The following is a 19,034-nucleotide window of genomic DNA, read 5'->3' on the forward strand; positions in this document are numbered from 1 at the left end:
GTTAACAGCCGCGACAGGCATGTTACGGGAGCGCTCCCATGCCCTCAATGAGGCAATCCGTTGTCAAGGAGAAGGCCCAGCTCACCGATCCGATAGTTTCGCCGTAACCATTTTCGGACCGGTGTTTCTTGCGAATAGGGAAAGGCCGGCGGCTCAGCCGAGTGGTTGCTGGGCGCGGAAGGAACTGTCCGCACGGAACGTGGTGCTGCCGTCGAACTGGTCGAGCCAGATGTCGCCGTCGAGGTGGCGCAGGAAGTAGCCGGTGTAGTTGAACGACTCGAACGACACGGCGCCCGCGCCCGCACCGGCCCGCGCGCAGAAGGTGGCGTCGCGCTGGAAGAGGACCGTGCCCTCGTCCGGGCTCAGCCGTAGCCGGAACGACTGGTGGCGCACGTACCGGCCGTCGGCGGCGCGGAACGAGTAACAGTTGGGATCCGCGAAGCCGCGGACGACCTCGAAGGTGGCCGCCCGGCGCTGCGGAGCCGGGCTGCTCGCGGTGAGCGCCGCCAGCGTGCCGGGCTGGTCGGTGGCCGAGACGAAACGGCCTTCGGCGTTCACCGACTCCAGCGAGACCTTCCCCTCAGGGAGCGTCACCGGGCCGACGGGCGGGGCCGACCGGACACCGGTGCCCGGCGGCAGGGGAGCCGCGATCACGGCGGCGCTGGTGTGCGGCGAGCCCGTCCAGGCGGCGGTGGTGGCGGTCCCGCTGATGGCGAGTGCCCCCGCCGCCATGGTGGCCGCGACCGGATGCGACCCGGTCAGCTGTGTGAGCTTGCTCAGGATCAGGCCCTTCGTGCTGCTCGTGACGGCCGCGGAGCCGAGCGGATCCTTGCTGAGCAGGCCGGCGGTGAGCGCGGCCGGCACGGGGAACACGGCGAGACCGAGGAGGAGCCGTTCGGTGGGCACCGAGCCGTCGACGGCCTGCCGGCAGACGGGGCACTCGCGGACGTGGCGGGCGAGGCGCTTACGCCAGGCCGGTGCGGGCGTGCCGTTCCACCCGGTCAGGGCGCTGTCCAGGCCGGGGCAGCCGGGGACGGCCTCCAGGGCCGCGACCACCGATCGGCTGAGGTCGAGCTGAGTGCGCATGCGCTGGAGGCGGACTCCGGCGTGGGCGACCGACACGTGCAGCGCGGCGGCCGTCTCGGTCCGGTCGAGCTCGCCGGCGGTCTCCAGCCACCACAGCGAGAACACCGCGCGTTCCTCGGCCGTGAGCCACCGGGCGGCCTGCGACACCTGGCGTCGCTGGCGGGTGACCTCGGCCCGCAGGATCGCCGGCTGCTCGATGTCGGCCCGGGGGTCCGGCCGATGCGTTGCCTGGTCCAGGGACGCGAGGCGCCGCGCGGCCACCTCGCCGGTGCTGCGATGGGTGGCGATCTGGCGCAGGGCGATCGCCGCCAGCCAGGGACGGAAGCTCTCCGGGGTACGCAGCTTCGGCAACTGTCGCAACGCGCGCAGCATGACGTCCTGCACGATGTCGTCGATGTCCGGGCTGTCGTTCAGCGCCCGGCGAACCAGGTTGTAGACCAGCGGGAGATGCCGTCTGGCGAGCTCGTTCAGCGCGTCGCGATCGCCGTCGCGTGCGGCCGAGACGAGGGCGGTTCCGGTCGCCCCGGTGGGTGTGGCTCTCATCCGTTCACCGTCCACCGTTTCAGCGGTTCAAAGCGTATCGGTGACTGTGGACGACATCCGCGTGCGAGTCAATCGTGCTCCGGCGATCCTGGGGAACGGTGGGTGATAAGGACTCGCTTGCGGCATAGCGACGGGAAGAGGCAATCACCGGCCATCTGGAAAGTTCGGTTGCTGGAAAGTGTTACGCGGACCCGCCCTGCGTAGTCGCGAGCGCCTGTCGACCCGCTGTTATCGCGCACAGTGTGCGATCTGGAGAAGGTTTGAGGAACTGTTTCCGGCGAGTTGTTATGTCGGGCATTGTCGTCGAGTCGCATGGTCCTGTCGCTTTCTTGAAAGTCCTCTGAGCTGGTCTTATATGACATTCTGTGCGCAGTGATGCGGCCGACTTGCTGTTGTTCGAGAAGTGGCCTTGAGTCGGGCGAAATGCTCTGGCAATATGCGGAAACAGGTTGAGAACGTTCTCATCTACGGGACGAGTAGTGCCGCCATCCCCACCGATCCCCCGAGGAACTGACACGATCATGAACAGCTTCCCCGTACCCCCAGAAGTTTCCGAAAAAGCACCAACGGTGACGCGCCGCAATCGGTGGCGCAGCGCCCTGGCCGCGATGGTCCTGCTCGCCGCAGGCGGTGCCATCGCGGTGACCGCCTCGTCCGCCTCGGCGGCGACCATCGACACGAACGCCTCATATGTGCTGGTCAACCGCAACAGCGGTAAGGCGCTCGACGTCTACAACCTGGCTACCAGCGACGGCGCCCGGATCACACAGTGGTCGCGCAACGACGGTGCCCAGCAGCAGTGGCAGTTCGTCGACTCCGGCAGCGGCTTCTACCGGCTCAAGTCGCGGCACTCCGGCAAGGTCCTCGACGTTCACAACCTGTCGACCGCCGACGGTGGCGCGATCGTCCAGTGGACCGACAACAACACCACCAACCAGCAGTTCAGCATCCAGGACATCGACGGCTACATCCAGCTGATCAACCGCAACAGCGGCAAGGCGGTCGAGGTGCAGGGCGCCTCCACCGCCGACGGCGCGAACATCGTCCAGTACTCCGACTGGAACGGCGCCAACCAGCAGTGGCAACTCGTCCGGCTCGGCGGCACCACCCCCACCACCACGCCGACCGGCGGCACGTGCACCCTTCCGTCGACCTACCGCTGGAACTCGACGGGCTCGCTGGCGAACCCGCGGTCGGGCTGGGCCTCGCTGAAGGACTTCACCACGGCTCCCTACAACGGCCGGCATCTGGTCTATGCGACTACCCATGACAACGGGACGTCCTGGGGATCGATGAACTTCGGGCTCATCACCAACTGGTCCGATCTCGCGTCGGCCAGCCAGAATGCGATGTCGTCGGCCACGGTGGCGCCGTCGCTGTTCTACTTCGCGCCGAAGAACATCTGGGTGCTCGCGTATCAGTGGGGTGGGACGGCATTCTCCTACCGGACGTCGAGCGACCCGACGAATGCGAACGGATGGTCTTCGCCGCAGACGCTGTTCACGGGGAGCATCACCGGGTCCGGCACGGGGCCGATCGACCAGACTCTGATCGGTGACGGCACCAACATGTACCTGTTCTTCGCCGGCGACAACGGCAAGATCTATCGGGCGAGCATGCCGATCGGGAACTTCCCCGGTAGTTTCGGCTCCAGCTACACGACAATCATGAGCGACAGTACGAACAACCTGTTCGAGGCGCCGCAGGTTTACAAGGTGCGGGGTCAGAACCAGTACCTGATGATCGTCGAGGCGATCGGTGCTAACGGGCGGTACTTCCGGTCGTTCACGGCCAGCAGTTTGGGTGGTTCGTGGAGTCCGCAGGCGGCGACGGAGAGCAACCCGTTCGCCGGTAAGGCCAACAGTGGTGCGACGTGGACCAACGACATCAGTCACGGCGAGTTGATTCGGACGAGTGCAGATCAGACGATGACTGTTGATCCGTGTAATTTGCAGCTGCTTTATCAGGGGCGGTCGCCGAGTTCGGGGGGTGACTACGGGCTGCTGCCGTATCGGCCGGGGTTGCTGACTCTGCGTCGCTGACGGTTTTCGATGGCGGTCGCGTCCGGGTTTCTGGGCGCGGCCGTCTTCGCGTTTCCATTTTCGGCTCCGTAATTGAGCGCGCCTGTTTGCGTTTGCCTCGTGTTCGTCCGGCTGGAGCGGTCCGGCTGGAGCGGCCCGGCTGGAGCGGGGGTAGGCGCACACGGTCGTGTTGCGTGCGCTTTTACCCACGTCATAGGCGTTGCCGGCTCGCACAGAACTCCAATGTGTGCAGCTACTGCCGCCGTGGCTAACGTGTGCGCCTACTTGCACACGTTAGCCGTAACGTGTGCGCCTATTGCCGCACGTTAGCCGTAACGTGTGCGGCTAATGCCACACGTTATGGATAACGTGTGGCATTAAGTGCACGCGTTGCGACCGGCGACCGGCGACCGGCGACCGGGCCGCGGGCCGTGCACGCCGCGAACCCAAAGGTCCGCGGCGTGCGCGAGGGCGATCGTTAGCAGGTCAGCGGCGGGTCCACTGCTGGTTGGCGGCGCCGGTGCACGTCCAGAGCAGGGTCTGCGTACCGTTGGCTGTTTGGTTGTTGTTGACGTCCAGGCAGAGGCCTGACTGGTTCCCACGGACGGTGCCGTTCGACTGGAAGGTCCACTGCTGGTTGGTGCCGCCGTTGCAGTCCCAGATCGTCACCTTCGCCCCGGCCGCCGCGCCGATCGGGGCGTCGAGGCATTTGCCCAGGACCTGCAGGGACTGGCCGGACACGGTCCATTGCTGGTTGGCGGCGCCGTTGCAGTCCCAGACGACCGGCTGGGTGCCGTTGGCGGTGTTGCTGTTCGGGAGGTCGAGGCAGCGGCCGGAGGAGGTGCTGACCAGGCTGGTTGATGCCGGCGGCTGCGGGTTGCCGGTGCCGCCGCCGCTGACGCGGTAGACGGCGGTTCCGTGGGCGGGGACGCTCGCGCTGATGGCGCCGGTGCTGGTGGTCGTGTTGCCGGTCCAGGCGTCGACGAGCGAGAACGAGGAGCCGGTCTTGCCGATCGCCGCGGCGGTGGTCGTGATCGTGCGGGTGGTGCTGCTCTGGTTGAACAGGGCCACCGCTACGTCGCCGTTGGACAGGCGCTTGGCGAGCACCCGCTGGTTGGCGTCGGCGATCACCGAGGCGGCTTGCAGGCCCAGGGTGTCCTGGTTGATCGCGATCAGGCGCGGGTTCTTCAGGATCGTCTGGGTGGCGGTGCTCATGTTGCGCAGGTCGTTGCCGGCTATCAGTGGTGCGGCCATGACCGCCCACATGGCGAAGTGGGAGCGCTGTTCGGTGTCGGTCAGGGTGCCCCGGCCGACCTCCATCATGTCCGGGTCGTTGAAGCCGCCCGGTTTCGCGTACCCGGCCAGCGGCACGTTGACGTCGATGATGTTCTTGACACCCATCGGGTAGCCGTTGGTCTGGCCGGTGTCCCACGAGAGCTGGATGTCCTCGGTCGTACGCCAGATGTTCGCGACGTCACCCCAGTTGCGCTGCGGTCCCGTCTTCGAGTGGATGCTGTTCGAGTTGATGCTGTAGAGGATCGGCCGGCCGGTGGCGGCGAGCGCGTCACGCATCTTCGCGAACGTGGTGACCTGCTCGTTGATGCTGCCGCTGGGGGAGCACCAGTCGTATTTCAGGTAGTCGACACCCCAGGCGGCGAACTGCCGTGCGTCCTGGGCCTCGTGACCCTGGCTGCCGGTCGCGCCCGGGTACGAGTCGAAGTACTGCGCGCAGGTCTGGTCGAGCGGCGCACCGTAGATCCCGAACTTCAGCCCTTTGCCGTGGATGTAGTCGCCGAGTGCCTTCATCCCGCTGGGGAACCGGGTCGGGTCGCCCTGCAAGTTGCCGCTCCCGTCCCGGTTCGGGTTCATCCAGCAGTCGTCGACCACGACGTACTGGTAGCCGGCGTCGCGCATGCCGGAGCTGACCATGGTGTCGGCCATCTGCCGGATCAGCGCCTCGTTGATGTTGCAGAAGAAGGTGTTCCAGCTGTTCCAGCCCATCGGCGGCGTGCGGCCCACCCCGTTGTCGAGGGCCTGCGCGGGTGAGGCGGTGGCGACGAAGGCGGTGCCCGACAGCAGCAGGAGGCCCGCGGCGAGCATGGTTTTCCAGCGCTTCATGGGTTATCGAACCGTCCAGACCTGGTTGGTGGCACCGGTGCAGGTCCAGAGGATGACCAGGCTGCCGGCTGCGGTGCCTCTGCCGTTGACGTCCAGGCAAAGGCCCGACGCCACGTTGCTGATTGTGCCGTTCGCGTTGCGGTTCCAGCGCTGGTTCGCTCCACCCGAGCAGTCCCAGAGCTGCACCTTGGTTCCCGCCGCGGCGCTGGTGGGCGAGTCGAGGCATTTGCCGAGCGATTGCAGGGCTTGACCGTTGGCGGCCCACTGCTGGTTGGCGCGGCCGCTGCAGTCCCAGATGATCGGCTGGGTGCCGTTGGCGGTGGCGCTGTTCGGCACGTCCAGGCAGCGCCCGGAGGCGGCACTCACCAGGGCTCCGCTCGCCGGGGTGCCGGTGGTCTCGCCGATGCTGCCGGGGACCGATCGCAGTGCGTTGTACCAGACCGCGGCCATCTTGTCGTAACCACCGGCGGTGGGATGGATGCCGTCGATCAGGTCGGCGGTGGTCAGCGCGGCGTGCATGTCGACCAGGTGGACACGCTTACCGCTGTTCACCTTGTTCTGCACGATGCCGGGCAGGGCGGAGTTGAACGTACGGGCAGCCGCCTCCTGCCCGGCCGATGCGAGCGGGATGATCGTTGCCACGAACACGTCGGCGGAGGGTGCGGCCGTGGTGATGCGGTCGATGAGGGTGGAGAGCCTGGCCGGCGCGGTCGAGAGATTAAAATTCTGGAGTACGTCGTTGGTGCCGATGTGCAGCAGGACAGTGCGCGGGCTGGTGCTGCCCAGCCACCCGGTGATGTTGGCGTCGATCTGGTCGATGCGCCAGCCCGGATGACCCTCGTGATCATGGTCGCCGAGGGCGGCGGGACCGTTGAACTGGCTGCCGACGAAGTCGACCCGGTACCCGGCACCGGACACCCGCTGCCAGAGCCCGGTGCGGTAACCGCCGGGAACCTGGGTTCCCTCGGTGATCGAGTCGCCCAGCGGCATGACCCGGACGCCGCCGTTCGACTCCGCGGCCGAGGCGCCGGTCGGTGGGACGGCGCCGATCAGCGTGAGCGCGGTGGCGAGCACCGCGGCGAGCATCCATGTTCTTCGTCTCTGCATCGGTTCTCCAAGAGCTGGAATCGATACGCCCGGTCGCGGTGCGGGACCCGCTGGTCAACCGGATGGCTGGGCGTTCCGGATAGAAATGAGAGCGTTAACATCTCAATTCGTAAGGTTGCCAGAACGTTTCCAGACATTCAAGTACGAGAATGGACTTCTACGCTGATCAGCGCCTCGACTATTTAGCGCCGCCGCCTGTAACACTTTTTGGTCGGCCGGGTGTCAAGCGACGGCGCAGGGCATCCCGTTGAGGCTGAAGGATGCCGGTTTTGCGGTGTTACCGGTGTGTGTGGCCTGGAAGCCGACACTGACGGAGCCGCCGGCCGGGATGGCCGCGTTGTATCCGACGTTGCGGGCCGTCACCTGGCCGGCGGTGGGGGAGTAGGTGGCGTTCCATCCGGAGGTGATGGTCTGTCCGCTCGGCAGGGTGAAGCCCAGGGACCAGCCGTTGATACCAGTGGCACCGGTGTTCGTGATGGTGAGGTTCGCGGTCAACCCGGTGTTCCAGGCACTGATCGTGCCGGTGACCCGGCACGCCCCAGAAGAAGACGGCGAAGTGGACGGTGAAGTGGACGGCGACGGTGAATTGGACGTTGACGCCGAAGTGGACGGCGACGGCGTTGTGGTGAGACCGAAGAACGCAATCGCCGAAGCCGCCATCCCGCTACTGGGCAGGCTGTGCCCGGCACCCTGCACGCTGTAGGCCTCCACCTGCACCGTTCCCGCGGCATCGGCGTAGCGCCGGCGGTTCCAGTTGGCCTGCGGGGTATCGCTGGAGGTAGGCGTCTGACTGAGCCCGAACACATCGGTCCACTGCTCGATCGACTCCTGCAGCAACTGGTACGGCACAAGCGTGTCCGCAGTTCCGTGCCACAGCTGCACCCGCGGGCGCGGACCGGCATATCCGGGATACGCCTGGCGCACGGCGTCCCCCCACTGCTGCGGCGTCCGGTTCATGCTCCCACTGGTGCACTGGCCGCCCGGCGGGTAGTCGGCCGCGCCGGCGAAGCAGTTGAACGGCACGCCCATGAACGACGCGCCGGCCTTGAACAGGTCCGGGTAGACGGCGAGCATGTGCTGGGTCATCATGCCGCCGGACGAGCTGCCGGTGGCGTACACCCGGTTGAGGTCCGCGGAATACTGCCTGCCGGCGTAGGCCACCATCGACGCGATCGAGACGGGGTCGCTGCCGCCGTTGCGCTGCTTGGCCGCCGCCGACCAGGTGTCGAAGCACTTGCCGAAGCCGGCCTCCTGCATCGCGGACGGGTAGATCACGATGAACTGGTACCGGTCGGCGAGCGAGGCGAACTCGCTGCTCGAGTAGAACGCGGGGCCCGACCCGCCGCAGCCATGCATGGCCACCACGATCGCCGGGTTGGCCGGGCGCGAGTCCGGCACGTAGATGTGCATGCGCATCCCGCCCGGGTTGCTGCCGAAGTTCGTCACCTCGGTCAGTGCGGCCGCGAACGCGGGCCGGGTGGCGGGTGCAGCGATGCCGACCAGGGCCAACGAGGTGGCGGCGGCCAGCAGCAGCTTGCGTCTGATCTTCATGCGGTCACTCCTGGGAGGAAGGGTCGGCGCGCTCCGCCCGGCGCAACCAGCAATGTGTGACACTTAGCGTCCCCCCGAGAGCACAAACTGTCAATCGACATCCTTCGATCAAAACCGTGGGGCGCGGGCACCCGGATCCACGCCGGTCAGATATTCGGCCCCGAGGCCGTGCGTGCGCGTACCGAAGTCATGGGGCACCTATCGGCGCCTGCCCATCCTCGACCCCGGGCTGCCCAGCCGGCTCCTTCCGCCCGGGTGGCTGCGCGAACCCGCTCGCGACCTGTTCACCGCCGTCTACGACGGGCTCGCCGCGAACGCCCAGGATCACGTCCGGGCCGTCGCCGCGCGCTTCACCGGCGATCCGCCGTCCGGTATCGAGGCACACGCCGTCGCCGAGCTGGCGGCCGGCCTGACCGGTGGCAGCGGGAGGGGCTGACGGTTCACCGTGCTCAAGTGCAGTTTCATCGTCACCGTGGCCCGTACGCCGAACGGACTGGTGCTGATCTGCAAGCTGCTCACCGCCCGCCGGGCCAGCCACAGCCCGCGCCCGCCCTCGGACTCCAGCGAGGGAAGCACCTCGGGCCCCGCGGGATCACCGGTGAAGCCCGGGCCGTGATCGGTCACGACGCAGACCAGCAGGAAACCGTCACGGTACAGGCGTAGCCGTCCCCAGCCGCCGCCGTGCCGGACCGCGTTGGTCATCAACTCCTGCACCGCCAGGACGAAGTCCTGCAGGAACCGCCCGGTGAGGCCGAGATCGCCCGCCTTCCGCGTGACCAGCCGGCGCACCTCGCTCACGCCCGCACTCGTGAAGACCCGGGAGATCACCTTGGGCGGGACCTCGGCATCTGTGGTCTGCGGGTGCAGCAGGTGGCCGTGCCGGGCCACCACCTCGGACACGATGGCCACCGCGCCGTCCACCGCCGTGACGGCCCTCGCCTGCATCGCGGTGGCTTGGGCGATCACGGCCCGTGAGCGATCCAGGGCGGCCGAACGGGTCACGCGATCTCCGGCTCGAGCTGACACCAGCATCCGGTACTCCTCCCGCCCGCCTGCCATGCGTGCTGGTCACCCCCAGAACAGTCGCTCGCTCCGGTCCGGATCGCCGACGACCGTGCAGTCGGCGCCGATCCACATCGTGGCGCGATCCTTCAGAGTGTAAGCGGGCCACCTGGGCACACCCGCTGCTCTGGGCCGGCTCTTGTGGGCGAACCCCGCTCACAGCGCGCTCATGTGCCGCGCGGTCGCCAGTCGTCCCGGCGACTGATCCGCATAGAGGAAGGAGTCCAGGTTCTAGTCGGTGTTGGCGAACTTGAGGTTGATGTCCGACGCGTGCGGCGAGCCCAGCGGGAAGTTGGTGCCCGGCACCAGGGTTGGATTTCGAGCAGCCTCGCGGCCGGGATCTCGGCCGTTGCTGTTGACGAACTCCCAGAACGTTCCGGTGTAGTAGCCGCTGTTCGCATCGACCTGGATACCCCAGTGGCGGCGCAACAGGTTGACGATGCTGTTGATCGAGCCTGGCTGGTCGTGAGTGCTGTGCCGGCGGCCGGGAGGCAGCTGGTTCGGGGACGGCGAAGCCCCGCCCTCGGTCTCGAAGGGCGGGGCTACGGGGTTTCGCGGCTGATGGGCCGCCGTCGACGCGTCAGCCGATGGTGCGGCGGCCGTCCTCGCCGGGCAGGTCGGCCTCGATGCGCTCCTTGCGAACCTCACCGCTGACGTGCTGCTGCTCGGTCACCGTCTCCTTGCCGAGCCGAACCCGCTCCACCGGGACAGCCTCGGTGTCGACCACCGGGCGCTCGGCGTGCAGGGTCACCTCGTGCTCGGACTCGCTGATGGCCGGACCGTCGAACGCGGCGCCCCGGTTGGCCTCGGAGATCGGCTCGCGCTCGAGCCGGACCTCTTCGCGCTGAACGGGAACGGACACCTGCTCGTGCTCGGTGACCACGTACTTGCGCAGCCGGGCCCGGCCGACCTGCTCCCGCTCGGTGTCCACGGTGAGCCGCTCCTCGGAGCGGGTCATGGAGTCATCGACCTGTGCGCCGCTGGACGAGGCGCTGCCCGCCGCCGAGCCGTAGCTCTCGGACCAGTTGATGCCGTAGTACTTGTAGAGCTGGTCGACCTCGTCCTCGCCGAGCGGCTCATCGGCGTCGGCGTCCACGTTCGGCGCGTCCTTGACGGTCGCCTTGTCGAACGGCACCGCCACGTGCTCGCCCTGAAGTTCCGCGTTCTGCAGCGGGAACAGGGACTCGTTGATCCCGAACAGCCCGGTGCGCACGCTGGCCCACGCCGGCTGCCCGGCACCGTCGGTCCACACCGCGCCGACCGAACCGATCTTGTCGCCGTCGCTGTCGATGACGTCGAGGCCGTGAAGCGAATGAATCTTCTCCTGAGTGATCACGAGACCGTTCCTTTCACCTGGGGGGTTACGGCTACGGCCCCTTTGCTACCCCCGGTTTTTGCTGCCAGTCCGCCCTTTCGAGTGGCGGATCTCGCGGTTTGACAGCCGATTGTGACGCCCCGGCAGGGCCATCACAAATGGGGCAGAAGGCCCGGTTCGGCCCGCGGCAAGCCTCGCGCAGCGTCCGCCCGGCCCGCCCTGTACGACACCTTGGGGGAGGGCTATCCGAGGGCCAGCTTGACCTGGGCGACGTTGAGGTCCAGGCGGAACGGGGACGCCGCCGAGTACATCGGGCGGGCGTAGGTCAGGTAGATCGTGCTGGTCCCGCTGCCGTTGACGGCCAGTTCGGGGTGCTGCTGCACGGCGTAGTCGGCGCAGATGAGCCAGGTGGGGAAGCAGGTCGGTGCCTGGCCGGGGAGCACCGCGAGTGGGTCGCTCCACGGGCCCTCCGGCGCGGGGGCGGTGCGCAGCTCGATCCGGCTGGTCAGCGGCACGTTGAGGACGGCGACATATTTGCTCAGTCCCGGGTTCCAGGCCACCGACCAGCCGGTTGCCGAGCCCTGGACGATCTCGTTGGCCCGGGTCAGGTCGGCTGTCCAGGAGACAGCGCCGTCGGTTGCCCGTACAGCTGCCCGGTAGTTGTTCTTGATCTTTGTGCGATTCCAGTCGATGGCGCCGGCGGAGTTGCGCAGCGAGACGCGTGCCAGCCTGCACGGATAGTCGAAGGCGGCGCGGTTGTAACAGTCGTAGAGGTACAGCGTGGTCGTGGCGCTGTCGTAGAGACCGCCCGATGATCCGAAGCGGAAGTCGGTGCCGGTGAAGAGCAGGCCGGATCGGGTGGCGGCGGTGCGGCCGGCGGTGAAGTCGGCGATGCCGACACCGAGATTGGTGTACGCCAGCTCGTTCTCCGGGCGGATCTGCATCTCGCTGTAAATGATCTGAGCCCGGGTGTTGTCCCTCGCGATGATCGAAGTCGGCCACACCGCACGGCGGTCGCCCGGATCGCCGCTGGCCCGGTTGTAGGCGAGCTCCTCGCTCGTGTACGGCAGCAGCTGATGAGGCACGCCGGTCGCCGAGTCGATCACGTCGGTGAGGCGCCACGGGTTCGCTACCAGCGGTGACGTGGCGTGCGTGGCGGAGCGCCAGTCGTCGGCCGGGTTCTGCGGAGTGCCGCTGCTGCGCGTGAAGAGGGTGTCGCCGAAGACCCAGCGGATCTGGCCGTTGAGACGGGTGGAGGCACCGACGTCACGGGCGACGATCGTGCCCGGCGTGCTGGTCAGGATGCCCTGCTCGGTGGCGGAGACCACCACGACGCCGGACGGTGCGGCCACAGCGGGCGGGCCGGGAATCAGGAGGGCCGCCGTCAGCGGCACAGCCAGGAGCGCGACGGTTCGCATGGGTATCGACTGTCATCACTTGTTGACGCCGCGTCAACCGAGGTGCGACTTCCCGACAGAGCGACGGGGTCAGCTGTCCGCGGATCGTTCGGGGCAGTCCCACATCTGCGCGAGGGCGGCCTCAGCGGGCCCTCCGGTGCCGACCACGATGAGGTGACCGCCGGGGCGGTCGGTCTCGGACGCGTTCCCTGGGTCAAGCGGGATGCCGGCGAGGACGAACGAGGCGGCGGTGGCCATGGCCGCCACGGCGAGGGCGACCGTGGTCCTCACGTTCATGAGGTTTCCTCCCACCGGTTGGTCTCGTGGGTGAGTGTGACATCGACGGCGGCGATGGTCTCCTCCACGCGGGACAGCTTACGGGGGCCGGGAATAGGCGCGAAACGCGGCTCGAGGTCGCGACCCGGTGTGCGCTTCCGCATGGGTGCTCCTGTTCGGTCGGCGTCGACTCGGCACACCTATTGAACACGGTGCTGTCACGGGCGAACAGGTACCGGCAGTACCCCCTTGCCTTGTTATGTGCCGGCGGACGTTGCCGGTGCGCGCTTTGTCAGCGGCATGAGCGGTCGCTTGTAGAGTGCCGTTGAGTCCGGGATGATCGTGTGATGGACGACCAGTACACCTGCGAAGAGTGCGGGATCGTGTACGAAGCCAAGGGCATTGTCCCTGGATATGCGCCGAGATGGACAGGCAACTCAGCCGTCAGGCCATGCTAGGGCGCGCGTCGAGCAGATTTCTGGGATGGCCGCGCGAAGGCAGAGAAGTCCTCGCGCGAATGGAGGACACGAAGGGCTGATCCAGCCACTGTGCGGCGATGCAGTAGCCGGCTTCGCGAGCACGTGCACATCGCCACGACAAGACGCCGGCCCGCCGCCGTCGACCACTAATCGTGACGGCGGCGGTCGGTCCGAGCGCGGACAGCGGCAGAACCGGACGTAAAATTTACCTACCCACCTTGCCTCCAATGAGGCCGACTATTGCACCGAAGCCTAGTTTCACGATCGTCGAGCAGGTTTCCATCAGACGTTTCGCCTCTTCAGTGGGCTTTTCTAGCGACAATACCAACGCTGCATCGAGAGCCAGCGACAAGAGTGTAATCGCCAGCACGCTTAGGAAAATCAATTTAAACGTGGGTGTTAGGCGAATGACGTCCACTGTTCCGTCCGGCAGCTTTTCCGGTAGCGGCTGCCGTTCAATACCGCGGCTCATTCGGGATCACCATGCCCTTGAGCGAGATGGGAGTGCTGGTGAGCGTCGTCAGCCGCCATGGCACGCTCAAGCTCTTCCAGCTTGCTACTGCGTGAACGCCGAACCAAGATCGTTTCTCGCATTGGGTGTGCGATCACTGCTCGCAGTGCCGCCCACGAACTTCGGAGATCCGCGTTGCTTAGGATGACCACGGCGCACGGCAAGATCAATAGCGCAACCAAAGCGGCCGACAACACAGCAATATGAGCAATCGACATGGGCACTCCTGCCAATTCGCGTGCGTTCAGCTTCTGGCAAGCAAGGAATTCCTGCAAGGGGAATAGCCGAAGAAAAACATCTTTCATGGTTGCTGAACATGAGAGCGAATCGAATTCACCAGCCTGTCGAGCGGCGAGTACGGATCCTAGCGATTGAACGCACTCAACTCGGCAAAGTCGTGCACCCGGGGGACAGGGGCCGGTGCGCTCGGCGGCTGATCCGGATAACGGCTGGCGGTCGGTCGCTTGGCGCGTCAGGGTGAGGCGTGATCACCATTCAACGAGTGCGGGTGCGGTGGAGTGCGGCAGGGCGTGGAGCGCCGGCAGCGAACGCCCGGCGAGTGCTGTGTAGCCCGGCAGTGCTTCCGCTGTCGATGCCAGCCGGTGATGTGGTCATTCACGACATGCTCGCAGATGAGGCAGCCCGGTATGTGGGTCATGACGGCGTTGTCAGTGGTGGCCTGGCTCGAGCCCGCGACCTCGAGCTCTGGTTGTCTATGGAGAGCGGGACGTTGGTCGTCGACCGGTTGCCAGGCCGGGCCGCCTATCCGCGGCAGAGCGGCCCGGCCCGTCTCTTCGCGATCAAGCCCGGGGAGACCGGCGAGATGAAGAGTGACGGGTTCGTCTCACGCGAGCCGGACCATCATGTCGACCACCGCGTCCACCTTTACGGCGGATCTAGACGGTCAAGCCGGCGACACGGCAGGTGATCGTCAGGTTCGGCCGATACGCACGATCGGCGGCAGATCCGGATGGTTGATCATGGACTCCTCAGAACTCGCGCCTGAGCTGCCAACCGGGCCGTTGGGACATGATACGAGTTGTCCCGTGATGCAGGGGGTAATGGTCCGCCCCGTTGTCACCGCGAAGGTGCGTCTTCACCTTCTAACCGATCACCTCGGGGTAGGTCGGTCTGCGTTGCGGCGGTCCCGTACGCTGCTTTGAAGGAGTCGTCTAGGACGGAGGACCACAACGTGGTTGGCGGTCCAGTGCTAACGCTGCGGGTGGCGGAGGAGGAGCGTGCGCTCAAGCAGGAAGCGCTTCTGACGCTTCAGGATGATCTACTGCGGAGCGGTGTCGCAGTGGAGCCCACTCACGCAGAGGGCCCTGAGGGAAGTAAGAGCGGGCTGGGCATGATCGTCGAGCTCGCGATCACCGGAGGACTCGCGGCCGCCTCCGTTCGTGCAATCCAGCAGATCCTTATCGCGTACCTCCGCCGGGAGGGAGCCCGCCGGGTTGAGCTCACCCTCGGCAAAGACAAAATGGTGCTAGACGCAACGTCCCGCCGCGAACAGCGCGAAGCGCTGCGGGCCTGGTTCGAGAAGCACTCCGCGAGTTAGGTCATGGGAAGGTATGCCCTGCTCGTCGCGGCGAGCGAGTACGACGACCCGCACTTCGACGGGCTCCGCTCGCCTGGGCAGGATGTGCGCCAGCTGGCCGAGGTACTCGAAGATTCAGCGATTGGCGCCTTCCGCGTCACTACTCTAGTGAACGCCCGCGACTGGGAAGTGCGTAGCCATGTTGATGAAGTACTTGCCGACCGAGGCCCGGACGACATGGTAGTGCTCTACTTTTCCTGTCACGGCGTGAAAGACCGCTCCGGCCGCCTCTATTTTGCCTCCCCGAACACCGTCTACAACAGGCTGCCCAGCACCGCCGTCCCCTCGGCTTTCGTCGCTGAGCGATTGGAACAGTCGCACGCTGGAGGTCGGCTGCTTCTGCTTGACTGCTGCAACAGCGGCGCCTTTCCCGCTGGCTCGACCAAGTCGGCCCGCAACCAGCCGCTCGACGGCGAAATCCTAGAAAACCGTGGATATGTCTGCATCACAGCTTGCAATGCCTTTGAGTATGCATTCGAGGGGGACCACCTTACGCTAGACGATCCGCGCCCATCCGTATTTACGGCGGCTATTATTCACGGAATCTCCTCCGGCGAGGCGGACGTTGATTACGACGGTTGGATCGATTCCCACGATCTTTATCAGTACATTTTCCGCAATGTGCGGACGTCTGAACAAACGCCTTCGTACTTCGCTTCCGGTCTAGCAGGGCGACTGCGCGTCGCGGCCGCACCAGTAAGGCCTAAGCGAGATGAATTTCCCGAGCGGCAGCGGCAGTTCCCCGTCTCCTATGCCAGCGATTTAGCCGGGCCTGGAGCCTTGGACCTCATCGGGATGCCCCTGACCGGAATCCTTGCCAAGTATCGGGCGGCTCTAACCAGCCGGCTGGAGCGCGGTGAAATGATCCGTATCCTTGTCACTTCGTCGGCCGATGACCACCTTCGCGCGGCCCTTGATCTTCCCAGCCGACCGACTGACCCGATCGAGATACGCACTCTAGGTACGCGCCCACCATTTGGCGCCATCGTGGCGCGGGCCGGTGCAGTAGATGCGACGTTGTACCTCAACCGCTACCACGCCCCGGTCGGACCGGAAGCTCGCAGGCTCGTCCTTACGGCCGCGGATGGCATTTGGTTTGAGCTGCTTACCCAACATGTGGAGCAGTTGTGGGAGGGTGCGCGGGTAGTGCGTCGGGCACGTCCGGGCGATTCGCTCGAAGTTACGAACACACCCGCCGAAGCAGGGTATATTACGCCGCTGGTGAGGAAGTTGGCCGGCGAATCGGGAGTCGACCTTAGTCGGGTCACCGGCACGGGCGTGGCTGGACGGATCCGTAAGCAAGATGTAATTGAGGAGCGCGATCGCATGCGAGGACAAGCGCCAAAGACGTGACCTCGGATAGCGAGTGGTGTGTGTCGTAGGTAGGTTGGCCAGGCAAGCGGATTCGACACCGTCGGCCAGCATCGTGACGCTAAAGGATGTGTCCGCTACGCCCTGACAGTGTGAGGGTCGGAATAGCACGGAACTTCAGCAACCGGCTGGACCGACACCGGCCGACACCATCTGGACTTGACGTCTGACATGCATGTCCGACTGTCAGCGACCTTGCTGCCGGGAATAGTTCGGTTACGGGTCCGAAAGTTGGACGCACCTTGGTCTCGTTGCGGGCAGTCCGCGGCGATGCCGCCCAAATATTGCCCACCACGCTGCGGTCTTGGACTCTCTGCGCTGGTCACAGGCCCACAGCGTCCGGTCTTGAAAACCGGTACAAATGGGGTCGCACTCCGAAGGTCTTCGTAAGAAATGATCGAATGTCCGCACATCGGCACGATCGCGCCTCGGCCGCGGCTACGTTCCGGAGGCCATGAAGGCGGCGAGGATGTAGTTGGGGTGGCGGTGGAGGTTCTTGCGGGCGCGGTCGTAGCGGATGGTGGTGCGGGGGTCGGCGTGGCGGGCGGCGATTTGGACGTCGCGGAGGCTGACGCCGGCGTCGAGCATGGTGGTGACGAAGGTGTGTCGCAGCATGTGTGGGTGCATCTTCGGGATTCGCAGGTCGGCGGTCTTGGCCAGGTGCTTGAGCCTGCGGGTCGCCGCGTGCCGGTCCATCCGGGCGTCGCGGGCGTTGCGCAGGATCGGGCCGTCGTCACGTTCGTCGACAGCGCGGTCGATCGCCCGAGCCACCGCCGGCGGTAGCGGTACCAGAACGACCTTTCCGCCTTTGCCGCGGACCTTGAGTACGCGGTGGCCGTGTTCCTCGCTGAGGTCGGCGATGTTGGCGCCGCAGGCTTCGAAGATCCGCAGTCCGAGCAGGCCCAGCATCGCCACGACTGCGTAGTCGTTGATGTTGGTCGACAGCCGGTCGGCGGTGATCATTGCCTCGAACTGGAGATGGCTGAGACCGAGGGTGGGTGATTCGGGCGGGACCAGTGGCCGGCGGACGTAGTCGGCGGGTGAGTGCGGCAGTATCTCGTCGATGACGCAGACCCGGTAGAAGCCGATGACCACGCACAGCCGTCGAGATACTGTCGACGGCTGGTACAGCCGGACGTCCTGTAGCGCTCGATGTCTGTGCGTGCTGCTTGCAATGGGTCCAGCGCCTGCGTCGCTGACCATCGCAGGAAGACCTTGAGGCGGAGTCGGTGCATCCGTGATTGACCGCGGTACCGGCCGAGATACGCGGCAACAGCAGCCGCCAGGACCCGTGAGTCGGAAGTGATCGGGATGGGCTCGAATGCTGTCGAAGTAGTCATACCGCTCGCTTCGACCGGCCAGTGCTAACCCTGATAGTCCGCGGGCCGGTCTGGTGCGACGCCTACCCTGTTCAGGTGCCGGGCAGCGGTGCACCTTCGTGAGGTTCTCCCCGAGCGACGACCTCTGCTCGGCACCTCATAGGCCTCCGACCACCGCGCTCGCGGCGGCACGAGAGTGCGTTCAAGGTCAGGCCGATTGAGAAGCCGACCGAGCGGTTCAATGGCCTTCGTGTTGCGATACGACGGCAACCGCCTCACGGACCGCGCTGTCGTACTGATTTCTACGGAAGGTGAAGGGGCCAAAGCTCCCGTAGTCACGTTGTGGCCGGAAAGGCTGTGTGAAACCGCGCCACGTGACGAGATCCTTCTCGACGAGCACCTGAGACTCCAATGGCCAGCAACCAACTTCCCCGCAGTCACAGCCCAGCAGCGCGATCACCCCTCGATCCGCTCGATAGGCGGCCTCTGCCTCCCCGATGAGGTAAGCAGTCAGATTGCCGAAGTTGAAGTGGTCGAGCACCAGCCCGGCATACGTGCCGGGTACGTCGAAGCCAGCCGCGTGCTCATAGCCGGCGACCAGTTCGACCAGGCTGACGTTGTCGACGAACGGATGCAGCTCGCGCGCCGGATCGGCGCCGTCGCCCCAAGGGCGAACGTCGAACCGGACCCGTCGGATGGTCGGCAGTGAAGGCACGCGCAAGTCTGCACGCCGCAGGACGTCCGAGGCCAGCAGTTTTGCCGGAGACCCGACCGGAATGCGGCATGTGAGGACACGCCAGATTTTGTGAGCTTCCGGCCGGAGTGACGGTGAAGGGTCAAAAGGTTTGCAGCGTCAGCCATCAGCGATGGCATAGGGGCCGGGTGCGACCTTGTGGATCTGTTGAACCCCATGACGGTGCAACGTCACAAGATCCGGGGTGGTTGGCGTTGCCGGCGGCAGGAGTATGCCTGCAGAGGTGGCGCTTCCTGACGAATGCGCGGGTGCCGTGGCCGGCCGGCCCGCGCGGATTCAACACGCAAACGGGAGAGCGGCTCGCCGTGTGTAATTCGGGTTCGATTCGAGCCTCAAGGCACCACAGATTTTCGGGACGGACATCGAACAGGGTCTGGTGGGTGCCGCACGGTCGAGGAGTGGGCGGCGCATCGGGATCGACGGATGTGGCCTAGCGTGGGTCCCCATGGTATACACGGTGTTTCCGTCGGGCCGTCTGCACCTGCCGGCGACGGACGACGTCGCTGCCGTCACCGCCGCCAAGGCGG

General features: G+C 66.0%; 17 protein-coding genes and 2 pseudogenes. 5 read left to right on the forward strand and 14 right to left on the reverse strand.

The window, feature by feature from the left end:
* Positions 1-153: 153 nt before the first annotated feature.
* On the reverse strand, positions 154-1,629 hold the full coding sequence (locus tag ACFQV6_RS24155) for a sigma-70 family RNA polymerase sigma factor (RefSeq protein ID WP_378029842.1): 1,476 nt from the start codon (positions 1,627-1,629) through the stop codon (positions 154-156).
* A 608-nt stretch (positions 1,630-2,237) separates the two neighbouring features.
* Here ACFQV6_RS24155 and ACFQV6_RS24160 point away from each other — a divergent pair.
* Positions 2,238-3,671: a non-reducing end alpha-L-arabinofuranosidase family hydrolase gene (locus tag ACFQV6_RS24160; protein WP_378029860.1), complete on the forward strand. Its 1,434-nt coding sequence runs from the start codon at positions 2,238-2,240 to the stop codon at positions 3,669-3,671.
* Between the two features lie 465 nt (positions 3,672-4,136).
* Here ACFQV6_RS24160 and ACFQV6_RS24165 read toward each other — a convergent pair whose 3' ends face one another.
* From ACFQV6_RS24165 to ACFQV6_RS24175, 3 genes are all read right to left on the reverse strand, one after another.
* Complete coding sequence (locus ACFQV6_RS24165) at positions 4,137-5,768, reverse strand: glycoside hydrolase family 27 protein (RefSeq protein WP_378029843.1); 1,632 nt, start codon at positions 5,766-5,768, stop codon at positions 4,137-4,139.
* Positions 5,769-5,771: 3 nt separating this feature from the next.
* Positions 5,772-6,875, reverse strand: coding sequence for a ricin-type beta-trefoil lectin domain protein (locus ACFQV6_RS24170; RefSeq protein ID WP_378029844.1), 1,104 nt, complete (start codon positions 6,873-6,875; stop codon positions 5,772-5,774).
* Positions 6,876-7,097: 222 nt separating this feature from the next.
* Complete coding sequence (locus ACFQV6_RS24175; protein WP_378029845.1) at positions 7,098-8,426, reverse strand: PHB depolymerase family esterase; 1,329 nt, start codon at positions 8,424-8,426, stop codon at positions 7,098-7,100.
* Positions 8,427-8,598: 172 nt separating this feature from the next.
* Between ACFQV6_RS24175 and ACFQV6_RS24180 the strand changes: the two genes are divergently transcribed.
* Positions 8,599-8,862 carry a PaaX family transcriptional regulator C-terminal domain-containing protein gene (locus ACFQV6_RS24180; RefSeq protein ID WP_378029846.1) on the forward strand — a complete coding sequence of 88 codons (264 nt, stop codon included), beginning with the start codon at positions 8,599-8,601 and terminating at the stop codon, positions 8,860-8,862.
* Here ACFQV6_RS24180 and ACFQV6_RS24185 read toward each other — a convergent pair.
* The 8 genes from ACFQV6_RS24185 to ACFQV6_RS24220 form a co-directional block, all read right to left on the reverse strand.
* Entirely contained in the window at positions 8,751-9,428 is a 678-nt protein-coding gene (locus tag ACFQV6_RS24185; protein ID WP_378029847.1) for an ATP-binding protein, read from the reverse strand. The genes ACFQV6_RS24180 and ACFQV6_RS24185 overlap by 112 nt on opposite strands.
* Before the next feature lie 291 nt (positions 9,429-9,719).
* On the reverse strand, positions 9,720-9,917 hold the full coding sequence (locus ACFQV6_RS24190) for a hypothetical protein (RefSeq protein WP_378029848.1): 198 nt from the start codon (positions 9,915-9,917) through the stop codon (positions 9,720-9,722).
* Between the two features lie 151 nt (positions 9,918-10,068).
* Positions 10,069-10,824, reverse strand: coding sequence for a DUF2382 domain-containing protein (locus ACFQV6_RS24195; protein ID WP_378029849.1), 756 nt, complete (start codon positions 10,822-10,824; stop codon positions 10,069-10,071).
* Positions 10,825-11,045: 221 nt separating this feature from the next.
* Positions 11,046-12,221, reverse strand: coding sequence for a hypothetical protein (locus ACFQV6_RS24200; protein WP_378029850.1), 1,176 nt, complete (start codon positions 12,219-12,221; stop codon positions 11,046-11,048).
* A 69-nt stretch (positions 12,222-12,290) separates the two neighbouring features.
* On the reverse strand, positions 12,291-12,497 hold the full coding sequence (locus tag ACFQV6_RS24205; RefSeq protein ID WP_378029851.1) for a hypothetical protein: 207 nt from the start codon (positions 12,495-12,497) through the stop codon (positions 12,291-12,293).
* Positions 12,494-12,640, reverse strand: a complete 147-nt coding sequence (locus ACFQV6_RS24210) for a hypothetical protein (protein ID WP_378029852.1) — start codon at positions 12,638-12,640, stop codon at positions 12,494-12,496. Before ACFQV6_RS24210 ends, ACFQV6_RS24205 begins: the two co-directional genes overlap by 4 nt.
* A gap of 520 nt (positions 12,641-13,160) precedes the next feature.
* Positions 13,161-13,427 carry a hypothetical protein gene (locus ACFQV6_RS24215; protein ID WP_378029853.1) on the reverse strand — a complete coding sequence of 89 codons (267 nt, stop codon included), beginning with the start codon at positions 13,425-13,427 and terminating at the stop codon, positions 13,161-13,163.
* On the reverse strand, positions 13,424-13,771 hold the full coding sequence (locus ACFQV6_RS24220) for a hypothetical protein (RefSeq protein ID WP_378029854.1): 348 nt from the start codon (positions 13,769-13,771) through the stop codon (positions 13,424-13,426). The genes ACFQV6_RS24215 and ACFQV6_RS24220 overlap by 4 nt, the downstream gene beginning before the upstream one ends.
* Before the next feature lie 854 nt (positions 13,772-14,625).
* On the opposite strand from ACFQV6_RS24220, the gene ACFQV6_RS24225 reads away from it, so the two are divergent.
* The 3 genes and pseudogenes from ACFQV6_RS24225 to ACFQV6_RS24235 form a co-directional block, all read left to right on the forward strand.
* Complete coding sequence (locus ACFQV6_RS24225) at positions 14,626-15,024, forward strand: hypothetical protein (RefSeq protein ID WP_378029855.1); 399 nt, start codon at positions 14,626-14,628, stop codon at positions 15,022-15,024.
* Positions 15,025-15,027: 3 nt separating this feature from the next.
* Positions 15,028-15,711, forward strand: a pseudogene (locus tag ACFQV6_RS24230) (caspase domain-containing protein); the annotation flags it as partial.
* Positions 15,712-16,260: 549 nt separating this feature from the next.
* A pseudogene (locus ACFQV6_RS24235) lies at positions 16,261-16,395 on the forward strand (E3 binding domain-containing protein); the annotation flags it as partial.
* A 477-nt stretch (positions 16,396-16,872) separates the two neighbouring features.
* Here the strand turns inward: ACFQV6_RS24235 and ACFQV6_RS24240 are convergent.
* Both ACFQV6_RS24240 and ACFQV6_RS24245 read right to left on the reverse strand, forming a co-directional pair.
* Entirely contained in the window at positions 16,873-17,529 is a 657-nt protein-coding gene (locus ACFQV6_RS24240) for a tyrosine-type recombinase/integrase (RefSeq protein WP_378029856.1), read from the reverse strand.
* Between the two features lie 462 nt (positions 17,530-17,991).
* Complete coding sequence (locus ACFQV6_RS24245) at positions 17,992-18,468, reverse strand: hypothetical protein (protein ID WP_378029857.1); 477 nt, start codon at positions 18,466-18,468, stop codon at positions 17,992-17,994.
* Between the last annotated feature and the right edge of the window lie 566 nt (positions 18,469-19,034).

This window comes from Actinoplanes sp. GCM10030250 (assembly GCF_042666575.1).
Taxonomy (GTDB): domain Bacteria; phylum Actinomycetota; class Actinomycetes; order Mycobacteriales; family Micromonosporaceae; genus Actinoplanes.

Excerpts from the sequence above, each read along its gene's own strand:
- ACFQV6_RS24155 (WP_378029842.1), bottom strand. The coding sequence starts at position 1,629 with ATGAGAGCCACACCCACCGGGGCGACCGGAACCGCCCTCGTCTCGGCC.
- ACFQV6_RS24160 (WP_378029860.1), top strand. The coding sequence starts at position 2,238 with ATGGTCCTGCTCGCCGCAGGCGGTGCCATCGCGGTGACCGCCTCGTCC.
- ACFQV6_RS24165 (WP_378029843.1), bottom strand. The coding sequence starts at position 5,768 with ATGAAGCGCTGGAAAACCATGCTCGCCGCGGGCCTCCTGCTGCTGTCG.
- ACFQV6_RS24170 (WP_378029844.1), bottom strand. The coding sequence starts at position 6,875 with ATGCAGAGACGAAGAACATGGATGCTCGCCGCGGTGCTCGCCACCGCG.
- ACFQV6_RS24175 (WP_378029845.1), bottom strand. The coding sequence starts at position 8,426 with ATGAAGATCAGACGCAAGCTGCTGCTGGCCGCCGCCACCTCGTTGGCC.
- ACFQV6_RS24200 (WP_378029850.1), bottom strand. The coding sequence starts at position 12,221 with ATGCGAACCGTCGCGCTCCTGGCTGTGCCGCTGACGGCGGCCCTCCTG.
- ACFQV6_RS24205 (WP_378029851.1), bottom strand. The coding sequence starts at position 12,497 with ATGAACGTGAGGACCACGGTCGCCCTCGCCGTGGCGGCCATGGCCACC.
- ACFQV6_RS24210 (WP_378029852.1), bottom strand. The coding sequence starts at position 12,640 with ATGCGGAAGCGCACACCGGGTCGCGACCTCGAGCCGCGTTTCGCGCCT.
- ACFQV6_RS24215 (WP_378029853.1), bottom strand. The coding sequence starts at position 13,427 with ATGAGCCGCGGTATTGAACGGCAGCCGCTACCGGAAAAGCTGCCGGAC.
- ACFQV6_RS24220 (WP_378029854.1), bottom strand. The coding sequence starts at position 13,771 with ATGAAAGATGTTTTTCTTCGGCTATTCCCCTTGCAGGAATTCCTTGCT.